This window comes from Hyphomicrobium sp. 1Nfss2.1, assembly GCF_965243865.1.
Classification (GTDB): Bacteria; Pseudomonadota; Alphaproteobacteria; order Rhizobiales; family Hyphomicrobiaceae; genus Hyphomicrobium_A.
Genome location: NZ_OZ251603.1, coordinates 2,906,299 through 2,920,948 on the forward strand (window position 1 = coordinate 2,906,299; position 14,650 = coordinate 2,920,948).

General features: G+C 61.4%; 19 protein-coding genes. 14 read left to right on the plus strand and 5 right to left on the minus strand.

Annotation, left to right across the window (positions count from 1 at the left end; translation table 11 throughout):
* Nucleotides 1–31 precede the first annotated feature (31 nt).
* The 3 genes from ACP15D_RS14045 to ACP15D_RS14055 all read right to left on the minus strand — a co-directional run bounded on the left by ACP15D_RS14045 (nt 32) and on the right by ACP15D_RS14055 (nt 1,433).
* A complete protein-coding gene (locus ACP15D_RS14045) occupies nt 32–295 on the minus strand; it encodes a transglycosylase (RefSeq protein ID WP_424958069.1) in 264 nt (87 codons plus the stop codon).
* A gap of 103 nt (nt 296–398) precedes the next feature.
* Nucleotides 399–599: a hypothetical protein gene (locus ACP15D_RS14050; protein ID WP_424958070.1), complete on the minus strand. Its 201-nt coding sequence runs from the start codon at nt 597–599 to the stop codon at nt 399–401.
* A 105-nt stretch (nt 600–704) separates the two neighbouring features.
* On the minus strand, nt 705–1,433 hold the full coding sequence (locus tag ACP15D_RS14055; protein ID WP_424958071.1) for a hypothetical protein: 729 nt from the start codon (nt 1,431–1,433) through the stop codon (nt 705–707).
* A 228-nt stretch (nt 1,434–1,661) separates the two neighbouring features.
* Between ACP15D_RS14055 and ACP15D_RS14060 the strand changes: the two genes are divergently transcribed.
* The 14 genes from ACP15D_RS14060 (at nt 1,662) to ACP15D_RS14125 (ending at nt 12,559) form a co-directional block, all read left to right on the plus strand.
* On the plus strand, nt 1,662–2,333 hold the full coding sequence (locus ACP15D_RS14060) for a response regulator transcription factor (RefSeq protein WP_424958072.1): 672 nt from the start codon (nt 1,662–1,664) through the stop codon (nt 2,331–2,333).
* Nucleotides 2,334–2,431: 98 nt separating this feature from the next.
* The gene (locus ACP15D_RS14065) at nt 2,432–3,694 is read left to right on the plus strand and encodes a flagellar hook protein FlgE (RefSeq protein WP_424958073.1); all 1,263 of its coding nucleotides are present in this window, start codon (nt 2,432–2,434) and stop codon (nt 3,692–3,694) included.
* A 35-nt stretch (nt 3,695–3,729) separates the two neighbouring features.
* A complete protein-coding gene (flgK, locus tag ACP15D_RS14070) occupies nt 3,730–5,199 on the plus strand; it encodes a flagellar hook-associated protein FlgK (protein WP_424958074.1) in 1,470 nt (489 codons plus the stop codon).
* 4 nt (nt 5,200–5,203) lie between these two features.
* Entirely contained in the window at nt 5,204–6,253 is a 1,050-nt protein-coding gene (locus ACP15D_RS14075) for a flagellar hook-associated family protein (protein WP_424958075.1), read from the plus strand.
* A gap of 44 nt (nt 6,254–6,297) precedes the next feature.
* Nucleotides 6,298–6,645 carry a flagellar biosynthesis regulator FlaF gene (gene flaF, locus ACP15D_RS14080; RefSeq protein ID WP_424958076.1) on the plus strand — a complete coding sequence of 116 codons (348 nt, stop codon included), beginning with the start codon at nt 6,298–6,300 and terminating at the stop codon, nt 6,643–6,645.
* Entirely contained in the window at nt 6,642–7,076 is a 435-nt protein-coding gene (flbT, locus tag ACP15D_RS14085) for a flagellar biosynthesis repressor FlbT (RefSeq protein ID WP_424958077.1), read from the plus strand. The genes flaF and flbT overlap by 4 nt, the downstream gene beginning before the upstream one ends.
* A gap of 9 nt (nt 7,077–7,085) precedes the next feature.
* The gene (gene flgD / locus ACP15D_RS14090; protein ID WP_424958078.1) at nt 7,086–7,502 is read left to right on the plus strand and encodes a flagellar hook assembly protein FlgD; all 417 of its coding nucleotides are present in this window, start codon (nt 7,086–7,088) and stop codon (nt 7,500–7,502) included.
* Nucleotides 7,502–7,768 (plus strand): flagellar biosynthesis protein FliQ, encoded by a 267-nt coding sequence (gene fliQ, locus ACP15D_RS14095; protein ID WP_072370945.1) that lies wholly within the window; start codon nt 7,502–7,504, stop codon nt 7,766–7,768. The genes flgD and fliQ overlap by 1 nt, the downstream gene beginning before the upstream one ends.
* A 74-nt stretch (nt 7,769–7,842) precedes the next feature.
* Nucleotides 7,843–9,933 carry a flagellar biosynthesis protein FlhA gene (flhA, locus tag ACP15D_RS14100; protein WP_424958079.1) on the plus strand — a complete coding sequence of 697 codons (2,091 nt, stop codon included), beginning with the start codon at nt 7,843–7,845 and terminating at the stop codon, nt 9,931–9,933.
* Complete coding sequence (locus tag ACP15D_RS14105) at nt 9,930–10,688, plus strand: flagellar biosynthetic protein FliR (protein ID WP_424958080.1); 759 nt, start codon at nt 9,930–9,932, stop codon at nt 10,686–10,688. The genes flhA and ACP15D_RS14105 overlap by 4 nt, the downstream gene beginning before the upstream one ends.
* A 4-nt stretch (nt 10,689–10,692) precedes the next feature.
* The gene (locus tag ACP15D_RS14110) at nt 10,693–11,082 is read left to right on the plus strand and encodes a hypothetical protein (RefSeq protein ID WP_424958081.1); all 390 of its coding nucleotides are present in this window, start codon (nt 10,693–10,695) and stop codon (nt 11,080–11,082) included.
* Nucleotides 11,083–11,142: 60 nt separating this feature from the next.
* On the plus strand, nt 11,143–11,676 hold the full coding sequence (locus ACP15D_RS14115) for a rod-binding protein (RefSeq protein WP_424958082.1): 534 nt from the start codon (nt 11,143–11,145) through the stop codon (nt 11,674–11,676).
* On the plus strand, nt 11,676–12,071 hold the full coding sequence (locus ACP15D_RS14120; protein WP_424958083.1) for a hypothetical protein: 396 nt from the start codon (nt 11,676–11,678) through the stop codon (nt 12,069–12,071). The genes ACP15D_RS14115 and ACP15D_RS14120 overlap by 1 nt, the downstream gene beginning before the upstream one ends.
* Nucleotides 12,068–12,559 carry a hypothetical protein gene (locus ACP15D_RS14125; RefSeq protein ID WP_424958084.1) on the plus strand — a complete coding sequence of 164 codons (492 nt, stop codon included), beginning with the start codon at nt 12,068–12,070 and terminating at the stop codon, nt 12,557–12,559. The genes ACP15D_RS14120 and ACP15D_RS14125 overlap by 4 nt, the downstream gene beginning before the upstream one ends.
* Nucleotides 12,560–12,574: 15 nt before the next feature.
* On the opposite strand, the gene fliI is transcribed toward ACP15D_RS14125, so the two are convergent.
* Both fliI and flgF read right to left on the minus strand, forming a co-directional pair.
* On the minus strand, nt 12,575–13,861 hold the full coding sequence (fliI, locus tag ACP15D_RS14130; RefSeq protein WP_424959239.1) for a flagellar protein export ATPase FliI: 1,287 nt from the start codon (nt 13,859–13,861) through the stop codon (nt 12,575–12,577).
* A 62-nt stretch (nt 13,862–13,923) separates the two neighbouring features.
* Nucleotides 13,924–14,649, minus strand: coding sequence for a flagellar basal-body rod protein FlgF (gene flgF / locus ACP15D_RS14135; RefSeq protein ID WP_424958085.1), 726 nt, complete (start codon nt 14,647–14,649; stop codon nt 13,924–13,926).
* Nucleotide 14,650 lies beyond the last annotated feature (1 nt).

The following is a 14,650-nucleotide window of genomic DNA, read 5'->3' on the forward strand; positions in this document are numbered from 1 at the left end:
AAGCAATACCTCGATTGTGCGCGTGGCTAGCTCAGCCGCGCCACAGCCAGACCGTCAGCGCAGCGCCGGCCACGGCGACGAGATACATCAATAGCGGTGACAGCAGGCCCAAGATCGCCGCGATGTGGAAGCCCATGAACGATCCAGCGATGCCGACGAGCGCGTAAGTCACGTCGCCCGCCCCCGTCGCTGCCGTAACCTGGCGCCCGAGCCAACCGCGGCCATGCCTGTTCAGGGCAAAGCCAATCGCTGCACCAAAAATGACGAGCAGGAGAAACGTGCCGATAGCACCCATGTGCGCACCTCGTTGAGCCGGAGCGAATCAGACCGGCTAATTCTACGCCGGCTTATCAACTCTCCGAGCACCGCTTGCGTTCCGCGCGAGCTGTGGGTGTCTCTCAGCCAATCAGCGAAAAGGTCAGGATAGCAACGGTCACCACAGCGGCACCGGCAACGAAGCCAGCCAGCAGTGCCTGAAAGAAGGTGGTCGAGTCAGCTTCGGCCTGTGACCAGGCGATCTGGTTGATCGCATCGTCCAGCGCCAGGCGCAGCTCCATTGTCGAGAGGCTGTCGATCGAGCGGTTACGCCAAGTCACCATGGGAGCCGAGCTCCTTCTACGCAAACAACGTTACAGTCACCCCCTCAGCAATGAGCGTGCCAGTAATAAATAGGACGTCCGAAGAGCGTTCTCAATCAGTGCGCGCTAGAAGTTGGCGCGATAGAAGTCCTCGCATCCCGCGCTCGACATCACCGGATAAGGCCGCACGTCCTGCACGGTTTGGTTACTGACGAGAACGGTCGTGTAATAGCGGGCATAACGGCCCTCATCGCGCCCATAGAAATCGCGGCAGTACTGCCAGACTTCGTTGGTTCCGTTTGACCTGACGTAGTCCGGGCCGCCCGCAATCGACACCAGCTCCGCCGTGCCCATGCCCGGCCGTATCATGCTCCACGCCTCGGCCGGCACGCCGCATCCCGAGAAGCCGGCGGCTGAAATAATGACGAAGCACAGTCCCAAAATGGGGCGGCTGATGCGCTTTCCCTCATGCATCATCTGGGCGAGTGCAGATGCAACGGCAGCAAGCCTGGAGCTTTGCGCCGTTGCCTCGGCGCCGCTTCTCTCCTCGAGGCCAGACAGGACGTGATAGTCGCGCGCGCTCCATGACGACGAGGCGCGCGCTTCCTCGATGGTCTGCTGCCACAGCGTGGCGTCCGCTTTGTCACCGGCCATTCTTGTGCGCTGCGCCTGCAACTTTCCATTCCGGTCCGTCAGCGATCCGAACCAGATGAGGATCGCAACCGGGGCGCCGATCATGAGTGCGAACGTGCAGAACACCGCCGCAAAAAAGCTGCCACCAAGCGCGACGGCCAAGTGAACGGCAAGGAGCCCGAGCACACCTGCAATGATTAGTGCTGATCCCCGCGGCAGCATGCGCCCATCCCGATCTGTGAAGGTGTCACCGGTCTAGGATGGTCAGCCTGCGCCAAGCTTGCGCCGCTACTCAATTCGCGAAACGACGAAAGTGCTTGCACAACAATAGGTGCAAAGCCGCACCATGCACTCCACCAATTGATTTACAGGATGAACGACGACGTAAGTAAGTTATTGTTAATAAGTCGAACGATGACATTCTGATCCCGAGCGATTCGGGGGGCCTCGATGATCATTATTGTCGATGATCGTGAAGCGTTGACGTGTGTAGACACGATGGGGTTCGGTCGCGAGGGCATCTCGACGGAGGGCCTTGCTGCGTCCGATTTCGAGGATTGGGTGAGAACCGCTCCCGAACCGGAGTTGGCCGCCGTCGAAGCCTTTGTGCTCGGTGAATGCAGCGATCGCCGCATCTTTCCCAAGATGATCAAGCAGCGTTCGCGCGCGCCAGTGCTGGCGCTCAACGCTGGCCAATCTCTGCAGGAAACGCTCGATCTGTTTGCCTCTGGCGTCGACGATGTCATCGGCAACCCGACTCACATCCACGAGATCCTTGCGCGCATCAAGGCGATCAAGCGCCGCGCCGTGACCGAAGCTGAAGGTGCGGTCAGCGGTGAGATTCGCGTCTTCGGTGATGGCCGCGATCCCGAGGTCAGCGGTGAGCCGCTGCATCTGCCGCGCCGCGAGCGTCGCATCCTCGAATATCTGGTGAGCAACAAGGGCCGCCGCGTCACCAAGAGCCAGATCTTCAATTTCGTCTACGGTCTCTTCTCCGAAGAAATCGACGAGAACGTGATCGAGAGTCACATCAGCAAGCTGCGCAAGCGTCTGCGTCATCGGCTTGGCCACGACCCGATCGATTCGCAGCGCTATCTTGGCTACCGCCTGCTCGACGCGTGAGCGTTCTGCGCGGACGAAAGTCAGTTTCGATCCAGCTTCGCGCAAGCCGTAAATGTTCAAATGCACAGGGCAGTTGCATTTGACGGGGAGCAAAGCTGATGGGTCTCTATAGTACGATGCGGACGAGCGCGTCCGGCATGGCCGCACAGGCCAATCGCCTGGGGGCTGTGTCCGACAACATCGCCAATTCGAGCACCACCGGCTACAAACGCGCCTCGATGGAGTTCTCCTCGCTCATTCTTGATTCGGGGGGAACGGAGTACGTCTCTGGCGGTGTCGAATCGCACACGCGCTACGCCATCAGTGAGCAGGGCGGCTTCAGCTTCACCACCTCGGTGACGGACCTTGCAGTCAAGGGACAGGGCTTCTTCGTTGTCTCGTCCGAGAACGGTCAGACCTTCCTGACGCGTGCGGGCTCGTTTGTTCCCGACGGAGCCGGTGATCTCGTCAACGCGGCAGGCTTCAAGCTGATGGGCTACAGCCTGGCCAACGGCGCGCCATCGATCGTCGCCAACGGCACCGGCGGCCTCGAGGTCGTCAACATCGGCTCGCTTGCGCTGCAGGCGACCCCTTCGACAGAGGCGGCTTTCCAGGTCAATCTTCCTTATAACTCCAGCACGGTACCGGCGGCGGATGCGCCCTCTGGCAACACCGCGACGGCACAGTACACCGCCAAGACCTCGCTCGACGCCTACGACAACCTCGGCAACAAGATCACGCTGGACGTCTATTCGACGAACCTCGGCGGCGGCGATTGGGAGATCAGTGTCTTCAATCAGGCCGATGCCGCCGCGGGTGGCGGCTTCCCCTACGCATCTGGTCCGCTGTCGACGGAGACGATGACGTTCGACAATTCGACCGGCTCATTCACGTCGACGAGCCCCACCTCCGTATCCGTACCGATTCCGAACGGCGCTACCCTTGTCATCGATATGACCGGTAGCACGCAGCTCGGTGCCGACTACACACTTCTCGACGCCACCGTCGTCAACGGCAACGCGCCGAGCGCCGTTGAAAGCGTCGAGATCGCCGAGGATGGAACGCTTTATGCGGTCTTCGAGAGCGGCACGCGCGTGGCGACCTATAAAATCCCGCTCGCCAGCGTAGCGAGCCCGGACAATCTCCAGCCACTCGCTGGAAACGTTTTCATCGCGACGGCCAATTCCGGAGAGGTCCAACTCGGATTCCCCGGCGAAAGCGGCTTCGGAATCATGGTTTCGGGCGCGCTGGAACAGTCGACGGTCGACCTCGCCTCCGAGCTCACCACGATGATCGAAGCCGAACGCAACTACACCGCCAATTCGAAGGTCTTTCAGACCGGTGCCGAGCTCATGGACGTGCTTGTCAATCTGAAGCGCTAAAGGTGAGCGCGGGCTAGCTTTGGGATTGCAACTGGATGTCGCTCTCTACCAGCCTCAATACGGCGATATCGAGCCTCGCTACCACGGCGGAGCAAACGTCTGTGCTCTCGCGCAATGTTGCGCGCGCGGGCGACACTACAGCCTCGCGCAAAAATGCCGAGGTCGTCACGATCCCGGGTTACGGAGTGCGCCTCGCCTCCGTGGCTCGCGTCGTCAACACGGCACTCTTCAATAATGTGCTCGTCTCGACCTCGACCGCTGCCGGTCAGGACGCAATCGTATCTTCGCTTGAGAAGCTGCAGCAGAGCCTGAGCGACACCGAGCTCGACGCCTCCCCGGCGGCGAAGCTGCAGAAACTGTCGGACGCCATCCAACAGCTTTCTGCAGCACCAGATAGCCTTGCGACCGCGCAGTCTGCGGTCGCCGCGGCACGCGATATGGCACGCACGCTCAACGAGGCAACCACCCTCGTCCAGAACGTGCGCGCCGAGGCCGACGCTGGCATCGCTGGTTCGGTCAACACGCTGAATACCCTCCTGTCGCGCTTCGAATCCGTGAATGCGGAAATCGTCAAAGGGACGCGGTCCGGAGCCGATATTACCGACTACGAGGATCAGCGCGATCAGATCATCATGCAGATCTCCGAGGAGGTTGGGGTCAAGACGATCACCCGCTCCGACAACAGCATGGCGATCTATACCGATAGCGGCGTCACGCTGTTCGACACGACACCGCGCACCATCACGTTCCAGCAGACCGGCACCTACGCGGCGGGCACAACCGGCAACGCTGTTTACGCTGATGGTGTTCCGATCACCGGCCCCTCGGCGACCATGGGCGTCACCTCCGGACGCATCGCTGGTCTGGCCAAAGTCCGCGATGACATCGCCGTCACCTATCAGAGCCAACTCGACGAAATCGCCCGCGGTCTCATCACAGCATTCTCCGAAAGCGACCAGAGCGCCGTTCCCTCGCTGGCGGATGCGACCGGGTTGTTCACATGGAGCGGCTCGCCCGCAGTTCCCGCTAGTGGCACGATCGTCGCTGGCCTCGCCGGCTCGATAAGCATCAATGCGCTGGTCGATCCCGACCAGGGTGGCGACGCTACGCTGTTGCGAGACGGGGGCATCAACGGCGCAGCGTACCTCTACAACACCGATGGCGCCGCAGCATTCACCGATCGCATCAACGAGCAGTTGGACAAGCTGGGCGGCACGCAGTCGTTCGACGCGACGACCAAGCTGTCGTCGTCGGCAACGCTGTTGGGCCTGGCGTCAGCATCGGCAGGCTGGCTCTCGGAGACGCGCACGGCGGCAAACGAAGAAGCCGAATACCGCTACACCCTGCTCGACCGTTCTTCTGAGGCGCTCAACAAGGTTACGGGCATCAACCTCGACGAGGAAATGACGCTGATGCTCGAACTGGAGCGCACATATCAGGCATCCAGCAAGCTGATCTCGACCATAAATCAGATGCTCGATACGTTGTTGGCAGCAGCGGGATAATGGCATGAAGACGACCTTCATCTCCACCAGCGCACTTTCCGCCGCAACGCGTCAGTCCCTGATGAAGGTGCAGCAGGAGCTGGCTGACGCGCAGAAGGAGGTGCTCACGGAGCGGTTCGCCGACGTGGGCATGCAGCTGGGCTATCGCACCGGCCAGTCGATATCGCTGCGCCAGGACTACGCCCGTCTCACAACCATGATCGAGACCAACTCGACGGTGTCGTCGCGCCTCGAAGCGACGCAGACGACACTTCAGAATCTTGCCGATACCGCGCAGGATTTCTCCGAGCAGCTTCTCGCCTTGCGCATGGGTGGCAGCAATGCGCTTGGCGCGCAGACGGATGCAACGAGCCGCCTCGATGGCTTCCTCGACATCATGAACATGTCGTTCAGCAGCGGCTACCTGTTCGCGGGCGTGAACTCCGACGTAAAGCCGCTTACCGACTACTTCGCAACGCCGACGTCTACCAGCAAGCAGAGCGTTGATGATGCATTCTTCGCCGAATTCGGCTTCTCCCAATCGGATCCCGCGGTATCCACGATCTCCGCCGCGGACATGGAGAACTTTCTCAACACGACGTTCGCCGACGTATTCGAAGATCCGTCGTGGAGTGCTAACTGGTCATCGGCGTCGTCGGACAACATGCGCAGCCGCATCTCCAGCAGCGAGCTGATCGAGACATCGACCAACGCCAACGAAAGCGCTTTCCGCAAGCTGGCCATGGCCTACACCATGGTGGCCGATCTCGGCACCTCGACCCTCGGCCAGCCGGCGTATGAGGCGCTCATCGATAAGGCGATTACCGTCGTCAATGAAGCTGTCCAGCAGATTGGCGACCAGCAGTCGAAGCTCGGAGTCGCTGAGCAGCGCGTCACCGACGCGAGCGATCGCATGTCGCTTCAGATCGACATTCTAACCACTCAGATAACCTCGCTCGAAGGCGTCGACCCCAACGAGGCGGCGACCAGAGTGAACCAGCTGCTAACCCAGATTGAGACCTCATACGCGCTGACCGCGCGCATCATGGGACTGAGTATCCTGAACTACCTGTAACCTGTCGGGCGCAACGCACAACACCTCTGACCCCGGATCGACAAATGTACCAATTCCCTTACGCCGACACGATGGAGAGCAGCCCGCAACTCGCGCGCGAACGCGAGCGGCAGGTGTTCGAGCGCTGTTTGGAGCTCTTCAGAGCCGCGGAGGAGAAAGGCGCAGGTTCGCGCGAGGCGATCGAGGCGTTGACATTCTGCCAGCGCGTCTGGGCCACCTTGCTAGAGGATCTGGCCAACCCCGAGAACGCGCTGCCGAAGGAGCTGCGCGCCGAGATCATCTCGATCGGTCTTTGGGCGGTGCGAGAATCCGAGAGCATCCGCCTCGGCAAATCGAAGGACTTCAAGCCTTTGATCGAGGTGACAACGGCACTCTACGAAGGGCTGAAATGAAAAAACTACAAATATCGCTGAAGCCGGGGGAGCGCATCTACGTCAACGGAGCCGTGCTCAAGGTCGATCGCAAGGTCTCGATTGAATTCCTCAATGACGTGACTTTCCTTCTGGAGCATCACGTCATCCACCCCGACGACACCAAGACGCCGCTGCGTCAGCTCTACTTCATCATACAGACGGTGCTCATCGATCCGGCCAACAGCGGCGATGCGCATGCGATGTTTTACCAATCTCTTGCCTCGCTCGATGCATCGGTCGACAACGCCACCATTCGCGAGGGATTGACTGACGTCCGCGACTTCTTCGACCGCGGGCGCCCATTCGACGCCCTCAAAGTGCTCCGCTCGCTCTTCCCCATTGAGGAATCGATCCTCAGCCAGAGCAAGCGCAAGGAGCCTGGGACTCTAGATCAACACCCAACGCACTGAGGCGGGCCCATGGTTACGGTCAACACCACGACAGCGACGAACGCGACGACCACGAATAAGAGCACCACGGAGACGACGAACTCCGCCGCTTCCCTGGACTATACTGCCTTCTTGCGGCTGCTGATCGCGCAGATGCAGAACCAGGATCCAACGAACCCCACCGACGCTAACGAGTGGATGGGGCAGATCGCGTCGTTCTCGAACGTCGAGCAGGCAATTCAGACGAACGCCAAGCTTGATTCCTTGATGACGTCGATGGCCCTCAACCAGATCGACGGTATCATCGGCCGCACAGTCACCGCCACCACCGACGATGGCACGATCTCCGGCAAGGTTGAATCGGTGCGCATCATTTCCGGCGGCGCCGTTGCCATCCTGGAGGACGGGACTCGCCTGCTTCTCGGCGAAGGCGTGGAAATCTCCTGATGAACCAGGCCGACGCGCTCGACATCGTGCAGTCCGCCATCTGGACCATTATCGTGGCTTCAAGCCCCGCCGTCGTGGCCGCGATGGCTGTCGGCATCGTCATCGCGCTCCTGCAGGCGTTGACTCAGGTCCAGGAAATCACGCTGACCTTCATCCCGAAGATCATCGCCACGCTGCTGGTCACCTCCCTCATGGCCCCCTTCATCGGCACGGTGATCTACGCCTTCGCCGAGCAGATTTACGGCCGCATCCAGAACGGATTCTAGTGCGCCGGCTCTGGCCAGGGCACCTTCGCGCAAGGTTCGCGGGCTAACTCTTGCCCCTCGTTCGAGGGGACCATATGGCCGAATCTATCGTCACGTCGGCGCCGGCGGTCAAACGTGCCGGCAATCAGGATGTAAGCCTTGCCATCGGCATCGTCTTCATTTTGGCGGTGCTGTTCCTGCCGTTGCCGTCGACCCTGATCGACATCGGGCTCGCCATCTCGATCGCCCTTGCCGTCCTCATCCTGATGGTGGCCCTGTGGATTCAGCGGCCACTCGACTTCTCGGCCTTCCCCACCGTGCTGCTGATCGCCACGATATTGCGATTATCGCTCAACATCGCCACCACGCGCCTCATTCTCTCGCACGGGGCGGAGGGCTATACCGCGGCCGGGCACGTCATTGCCGGCTTCTCCAACTTCGTCATGAGCGGCGACTTCATGATCGGTACGATCGTGTTCGTCATCCTCATCACGGTCAACTTTCTCGTCATCACAAAGGGTGCAACGCGTATTGCCGAGGTCGGTGCCCGCTTCACTCTCGACGCCATCCCCGGCAAGCAGATGGCCATCGACGCCGACCTTTCCGCCGGCCTCATCGACGAGAAAGAGGCTATGCACCGCCGCCGCGAGCTTGAAGAGGAAAGCGCCTTCTTCGGCTCCATGGACGGTGCATCGAAGTTCGTGCGTGGCGATGCCATCGCCGGTCTCATCATCACCGCGATCAACGTCTTCGGCGGCATCGTCATTGGCGTGACGCGCCATGACCTGTCGTTCTCCGAGGCCTCCGACGTCTACACCAAGCTGTCGGTCGGTGACGGTCTCGTCACCCAGATCCCGGCGCTGATCATCTCGCTCGCGGCAGGCCTTCTCGTCTCCAAAGGCGGCACCCGCGGCAGCGCCGAGAAGGCGGTATTCGGTCAGCTCGGCAACCACCCTCGCGCTCTGACGCTGGCCGGCGTCGTCATGTTCGTACTGGCCTTGTCGCCGGGCCTGCCGTTCCTCCCCTTCGCCGTTCTCGGATCGAGCATGGTCTTCATCGCCTATGCCATCCCGCGCCGCCACGCCGCCGCCAAGGCAGCCGAGGATGCGCGCGCACACGAGGCCAAGCTCAAGGCCGAGGAGGAAGTGCGCCAGTCGGTCAAGGAATCGCTCAAGACCGTCGAGCTGGAGCTGTGCCTCGGCAAGCAGATCTCTGGCACACTCATGGCGGCCCACAGCGAGCTGGCGCAGCGCGTCAGCAAGATGCGTCACCGCTTTGCGCGCCAATACGGCTTCGTCGTGCCCGAAATCCGCCTGACCGACGACCTGTCGATCCCGCCCAAGAGCTACCAGATCAAGATTCACGGGACGGTCGTAGCAAGCGAGGAGCTGCGCATCGGCGACGTTCTCGTCATCATCGGCGACGGCAAGCCGCCGAACGTGCCCGGTGATGAAACGCGCGAGCCGGCCTTCGGCATGAAGGCGATGTGGACATCCGAGATGTTCACCAGCGCCCTTCAGCGTGACGGCTTCTCCGCCGTCGACAACATGTCGGTGATGCTGACCCACCTTGGCGAGGTCATCCGCAACAACCTTGCGCAGCTCCTGTCCTATAAGGACATGCGCACCCTGCTCGATCGCCTCGAGCCTGAGTATCGCCGCCTGATCGAAGAAATCATTCCCTCGCGCATCTCCAATTCGGGGCTGCAAGCAGTATTGAAGCTGCTGCTCGCCGAGCGCATCTCGATCCGCAACCTGCATCTCATCCTCGAAGCCATCGCCGAAATCGCGCCGCACGCCTCCCGCTCCGAGCAGATCGCCGAGCACGTGCGCCTGCGCATGGCGCAGCAGATTTGTGGCGAGATGGCCGACGAAGGCGTGCTCAAGGTGCTCCGTCTCGGTAACCGTTGGGAGCTGGCCTTCCATCAGAGCCTCAAGCGCGATGCCAAGGGCGAGGTTGTGGAGTTCGACATCGATCCCAAGCTCATCGAGCAGTTCAGCACCGAGGCCACCGGCGTCATTCGCCGCCTGATGGATCAGCGCCACAAGTTCGTGCTCGTCGCCGCCCCCGACGCGCGCCCTTATGTCCGCATGATCACCGAGCGCCTTTTTGCGACTTTGCCTGTGCTCTCGCATCTCGAAATCGCACGCGGCGTTCAGATCAAGTCGCTCGGGACCATCTCGTGACCTCGGTCATTGGACCGCAAGTCATCCTGGCGACATTTCTGATCTTCTGCCGCATCGGCACTTGCCTCATGCTGATGCCCGGCTTTTCGTCTCCGCGCGTTCCAACCAGAGTGCGTCTCTTCATCGTCATTTCACTGACTCTGGCGCTGGCGCCTATGCTCGCCGAGGGCGTCAAGGCATCCATTCCCAATGAGGAGCCGGTGACGGTCTTCAAGCTGATCGCCTCCGAGATGATCATCGGCGCCATCATCGGCCTGATGGGGCGGATGTTTTACCTCGCGTTGCAGTTTGCCGGCGCCTCGATCTCCATGTTTGTCGGCCTCTCCAACACGCCCGACGCGCACATCGAAGAGGACGAGCCACAAGCCGCGGTGACGAGCCTCATCACTCTGACGGCAACGGTGCTGATCTTCGTGATGGGGCTGCACTGGGAGATCATCCGGGCCATTGTTGAATCATACGCCGTGGTGCCGGTGGCCAAGGAACTCGCCGACAACTTCGGCCTCATCAAGATCGTCGACGCATTGGCGGACGCCTTCTTTCTCGCCTTGCGCATAAGCGCCCCTTTCATGGTCTACTCGCTGATGATCAACCTGATGTTCGGCATCCTCGGCAAGCTGACCCCGCAGATTCCCGTCTACTTCATCTCCATTCCGTTCGTCCTCGCAGGCGGCGGATTGATCCTCTACTTCACCAGTAGCGAGCTTCTGCAACTCTTCATGGGCGGCTTCACCGAATGGCTGGCAAGGGTCTGAGCATATGATCAAGCAGCGGCTTAAGAAGGCAAAGCGCTTGCACGATGTGCAGGAAAGCCTGCAGCAGATCGAAGAAGAGAGAATTGCCAGGCTTCGCGCACGCAAAGACGACATCGCCCGCCAGCAAAGCGATATCGTCAGCGCGCTTTCTGCCGATGCAGGCCTGGAGCGCCTCTACGTCGGCCGTCTGAAATCGCTGAGTGAAGAAGCAACCCGCGTCGACAAGGAGATGGAGTTCCGCTCCCGCACCCTTCTCGCCATCGCCACGCGCACCAAGTTCGCCGAGCGCCTCGTGCGCAACTACGAGCAACAGGATGCCAAGGTCGACGCTGAAAAACAGCTCCTCGATATCATCGATCGCATCGCACGCGGCGATGACGCAAGCCTCCCATAAGCTTATTGCGCGACTTTTACATCTACCATTCAGGCTGCCAAAGGGCTGTGCTGATCGAGCATGACGTCCGGTCCAGACATCATCCTCGGCGTCTCGCGCGCCGCCGACGCTGTGAAGCAGCGCGACGCAGCAGCACGCCTGGAGCGCCTCAGCCGTGCCGCGGCCAGCGAGATGGCGCACGCAGCGACCAGCGCGTCCGACCAGGTCGCAGACTGGTCGACCGAGCTGAAGCGCGCAGCCGTCAACGCACCCGAGACGCCGCGCGTTACCACGACGACGAAGAGCACTGCCACCGCCTCCGTCAGCAAGGATAAGACCGACACCGACGCTGACACAAAAAAGGCCAACGACGTATATGTCCAGTTCGAGGCGCTGCTTTTGCAGAACATGGTCGAGACTATGTTGCCCAAGGAATCTGAGGCGATCTTCGGTCGCGGCACCGCTGGTGAGATCTGGAAGTCTATGATGGCTGAACAGATTGCCAACCAGCTGGCTCGCACAGGCACCATCGGCATCGCAAAGCAAATCTCATCGGCTCAGTCGGTCTTGCAGGCCGCTGGTCACCACACGCAAACGAAGGTCGACGACGTATGATGGCACAGAGTTCACGTGATCACCGTTTTGCGGCGCGCAAGGCAATCGACAGGACGATGCAGCGCATCGAGCTTCTCGTCGATCGCGAAACCGAAGCACTGCGCTCCAGGGCCGCCATCGACCTCAAGGAATCGAACAACAACAAGAGCCAGGCCCTGCTCGAGCTCGGGCTAGCCGCCCGCTCGCTGGAAGGCATTGAGCTCGACTCCGATCTCGTCGGCCGCCTGCGCATGCTGCGTGGCAAGCTCGAAGCGAACCAGTCCATGCTGCGCCGGCATCTTGAAGCCGTGCGCGAGATCGCAGGGGTCGTCGCCGACACGATCCAGGATAGCGAGTGGGATGGAACCTACTCGCAGCACGCAGGCTCCGGCAGCTATTACGGCGGCTATCGATGATCCGCCTCATCGCCACCGGCGTCTGGATCTGTCTGGTCACGGCGTTGTCGAGCTACGCGGCAACGCTCTGGCGCTCGCACAGCACGCCGGAGGCGGAGGCCCACAAGCTGCTAACGGGGCTCGAAACGATGCAGACCGGCATGCTCAGCGTGCCGGTCGTCGCCGAAGGAGCAATCCAGGGATACGTGCTCGCGCAATTCAATTTCGCGGTGCAATCGGACGTCGTGAAACGGATGTCCGTTGCCCCGGATGTCTTCCTTGCCGACGCTGCATTCCGTTCTATCTACGCTGCAGATGCGCAAGCCATGCGCGGCGCGAAAAAGCAGGATCTAGCGGCGCTCACGACAACCATCGCCGACCAGTTGAACCAGCGCTTCGGCGACGGTTTCGTAAAGGACGTGCTGATCGAGAAATTTGCCTTTGTGGCCAAGAGCGAGGTGCGCGAAGGCGCAAACCTCATGAAGGGCCAGCCCAACTTCTCCCGCTGAGGCGCTAATCGCCGGTTACGACTGCAGCGCCCGCGCCATCTCCTGGAACGCATCCATGCTGGCCGGATCGCGCGGGCTTTGCTTCAGCGCCTCGAACAGCTTCGGCACGATCTCGACCGCTTTGTCGAGTTCCGGATCGGCGCCGCCACGATAGCCGCCCATCAAGCGCAGATCGCGCGTGTCTTCGAACCGGGCGATCATGGCGCGCAGCTTCGACACCAGGTTTCGCTGCTCCGGCGTCCAGCCAAGTTGCGAAAGTCGCGAGATCGACGCGAGGACGTTCACCGCGGGAAAACGCGCCTGATCGGCAATAGCGCGGTCGAGCACGATGTGCCCATCGAGCGTGCCGCGGATGCTGTCGGCCACTGGATCGTTGTGGTCATCGCCATCGACCAGCACCGAATAGATCCCCGTAATCGAGCCGCTGCCTTCTTCGCCCGGCCCGGCGCGCTCCAAGAGGGTCGGCAAATTGCTGAACACACTCGGCGTATAGCCGCGTGCAACCGGCGGCTCACCCGCAGCCAATGCAACTTCGCGCGCCGCATGCGCAAAGCGCGTCACCGAATCGACGATGAGCAGCACATTCTCGCCCCGATCGCGGAAGTACTCGGCAATCGCCGTTGCCGTTTTTGGCGCAAGACGACGCATCATCGGGCTCTCATCGCCGGTGGAGACGACGGCGATCACGCGCTCGCGGTGTTCACCGAGCGTATCTTCGAGGAATTCCCGCACCTCGCGACCGCGCTCTCCGACCAGAGCGATGACGACGGTATCGAAGCCCTTTGCGCGCGACAGCATGCCGAGCAGCGTCGACTTACCCACGCCCGATCCTGCGAAGATGCCAATCCTCTGCCCGAAGCAAAGCGGCGTGAACAGGTCGATCACCCGCACGCCGGATTTGAACGGCTTCGCAATGCGCTGCCGCCGCAACGGCGCGGGCGCACTTCTATCGGCAAGCACCGCGCTGTGCCCGTGCGTCAGGCCAGCAGCATCACTCAGCGGGGCGCCGAGCGCATTGAAGATGTGCCCCTTCCACGAGGGATCGGGATAGAGAGCGGCCGGACCCAAGCGCCAGGCACGCGCGCCCAGCCCCGCAACGATCGGCTCATCGAACGTCTTGATGGTCACCCGCGCCTCATCGAGGCGGATCACCTCGCCGAGCTGCTTCTGCTCGCCGGCTTCCAGGCTCACCCGGTCCCCAAGCTTGACGAATGGCGAAAGGCCCGAGACGCAGCAGAACGCCGGTGTCACTTGGCTAACTGTACCGCCGACCTGCACCAAAGGCTGCGTCGCGTTGGCCATCGACACGCGGTCGGCCAACGCATCCAGGCGGTTGCGCCGGCTCTCGCGGCCCGCTGCCTCGCTCACGAGGCGGGCGCCAGCGCTTTAATCGCTTCTTGCAGCGAATCTTCCGACTGATTGATCGAGTTGGAGACTGAGTCGTAACTGCGCGATGCCATGATGAGCTGCGACATCTCCCACATCGGATTGACGTTCGAGCCCTCGATGTGCCCCTGAATGACACCGACGCGGTTGAAATCCAGCGCTGGCGCAGCGCCCTTATCAGGAATGACGCCCGAGTTATCGTAGCGCGACAGCGACGCGTCGGGCGCGATTGTGAATAGCCCGATTGCGCCGAGCTGCAGTCCGTTTTGGGTGATCATGCCGTCGCTGGCGATCTTGACCGGACCAGCATTCGGGTTGATCCGCAGTGGAGCACCGCCGACGTCGAGCACTGGGTAACCGGCGACGGACTGCAGCTCGCCTTCGGGCGTCATCTGCATCCGGCCGTCGCGGGTATAGACCGTACCGGCCGGCGTCTGCAGCCCGAGCCATGCATCGCCCTGCACCGCCACGTCGAGCGGATTGCCCGTGTGGATCGTCTGACCCGCTTCACGCTTGATGAAGGTGTCGCCCGTCGATGCAAACGCAACCTGCTCGTTCGCAGAATTGCTCAGCATCTGCTCGAACTTGATTTCCTCGCGGCGGAAGCCTGGCGTCGAAGCGTTGGCTACGTTGTTGGCTATCGTCTCGATGCGCTTCTGAAAGGCCATTTGCGACGACAGCGCGACGTAGAGGCTTGATTGCATT

What these genes read in the sequence shown, in the direction of transcription:
- ACP15D_RS14060 (WP_424958072.1), top strand. Translation starts at nt 1,662, where the DNA reads ATGATCATTATTGTCGATGATCGTGAAGCGTTGACGTGTGTAGACACG.
- ACP15D_RS14110 (WP_424958081.1), top strand. Translation starts at nt 10,693, where the DNA reads ATGATCAAGCAGCGGCTTAAGAAGGCAAAGCGCTTGCACGATGTGCAG.
- ACP15D_RS14120 (WP_424958083.1), top strand. Translation starts at nt 11,676, where the DNA reads ATGGCACAGAGTTCACGTGATCACCGTTTTGCGGCGCGCAAGGCAATC.
- fliI (WP_424959239.1), bottom strand. Translation starts at nt 13,861, where the DNA reads ATGGCCAACGCGACGCAGCCTTTGGTGCAGGTCGGCGGTACAGTTAGC.
- ACP15D_RS14045 (WP_424958069.1), bottom strand. Translation starts at nt 295, where the DNA reads ATGGGTGCTATCGGCACGTTTCTCCTGCTCGTCATTTTTGGTGCAGCG.
- ACP15D_RS14055 (WP_424958071.1), bottom strand. Translation starts at nt 1,433, where the DNA reads ATGCTGCCGCGGGGATCAGCACTAATCATTGCAGGTGTGCTCGGGCTC.
- flgK (WP_424958074.1), top strand. Translation starts at nt 3,730, where the DNA reads ATGTCGCTCTCTACCAGCCTCAATACGGCGATATCGAGCCTCGCTACC.
- ACP15D_RS14065 (WP_424958073.1), top strand. Translation starts at nt 2,432, where the DNA reads ATGGGTCTCTATAGTACGATGCGGACGAGCGCGTCCGGCATGGCCGCA.
- ACP15D_RS14125 (WP_424958084.1), top strand. Translation starts at nt 12,068, where the DNA reads ATGATCCGCCTCATCGCCACCGGCGTCTGGATCTGTCTGGTCACGGCG.
- flbT (WP_424958077.1), top strand. Translation starts at nt 6,642, where the DNA reads ATGAAAAAACTACAAATATCGCTGAAGCCGGGGGAGCGCATCTACGTC.
- ACP15D_RS14115 (WP_424958082.1), top strand. Translation starts at nt 11,143, where the DNA reads ATGACGTCCGGTCCAGACATCATCCTCGGCGTCTCGCGCGCCGCCGAC.
- flhA (WP_424958079.1), top strand. Translation starts at nt 7,843, where the DNA reads ATGGCCGAATCTATCGTCACGTCGGCGCCGGCGGTCAAACGTGCCGGC.
- fliQ (WP_072370945.1), top strand. Translation starts at nt 7,502, where the DNA reads ATGAACCAGGCCGACGCGCTCGACATCGTGCAGTCCGCCATCTGGACC.
- ACP15D_RS14075 (WP_424958075.1), top strand. Translation starts at nt 5,204, where the DNA reads ATGAAGACGACCTTCATCTCCACCAGCGCACTTTCCGCCGCAACGCGT.
- flaF (WP_424958076.1), top strand. Translation starts at nt 6,298, where the DNA reads ATGTACCAATTCCCTTACGCCGACACGATGGAGAGCAGCCCGCAACTC.
- flgD (WP_424958078.1), top strand. Translation starts at nt 7,086, where the DNA reads ATGGTTACGGTCAACACCACGACAGCGACGAACGCGACGACCACGAAT.
- flgF (WP_424958085.1), bottom strand. Translation starts at nt 14,649, where the DNA reads ATGCAATCAAGCCTCTACGTCGCGCTGTCGTCGCAAATGGCCTTTCAG.
- ACP15D_RS14050 (WP_424958070.1), bottom strand. Translation starts at nt 599, where the DNA reads ATGGTGACTTGGCGTAACCGCTCGATCGACAGCCTCTCGACAATGGAG.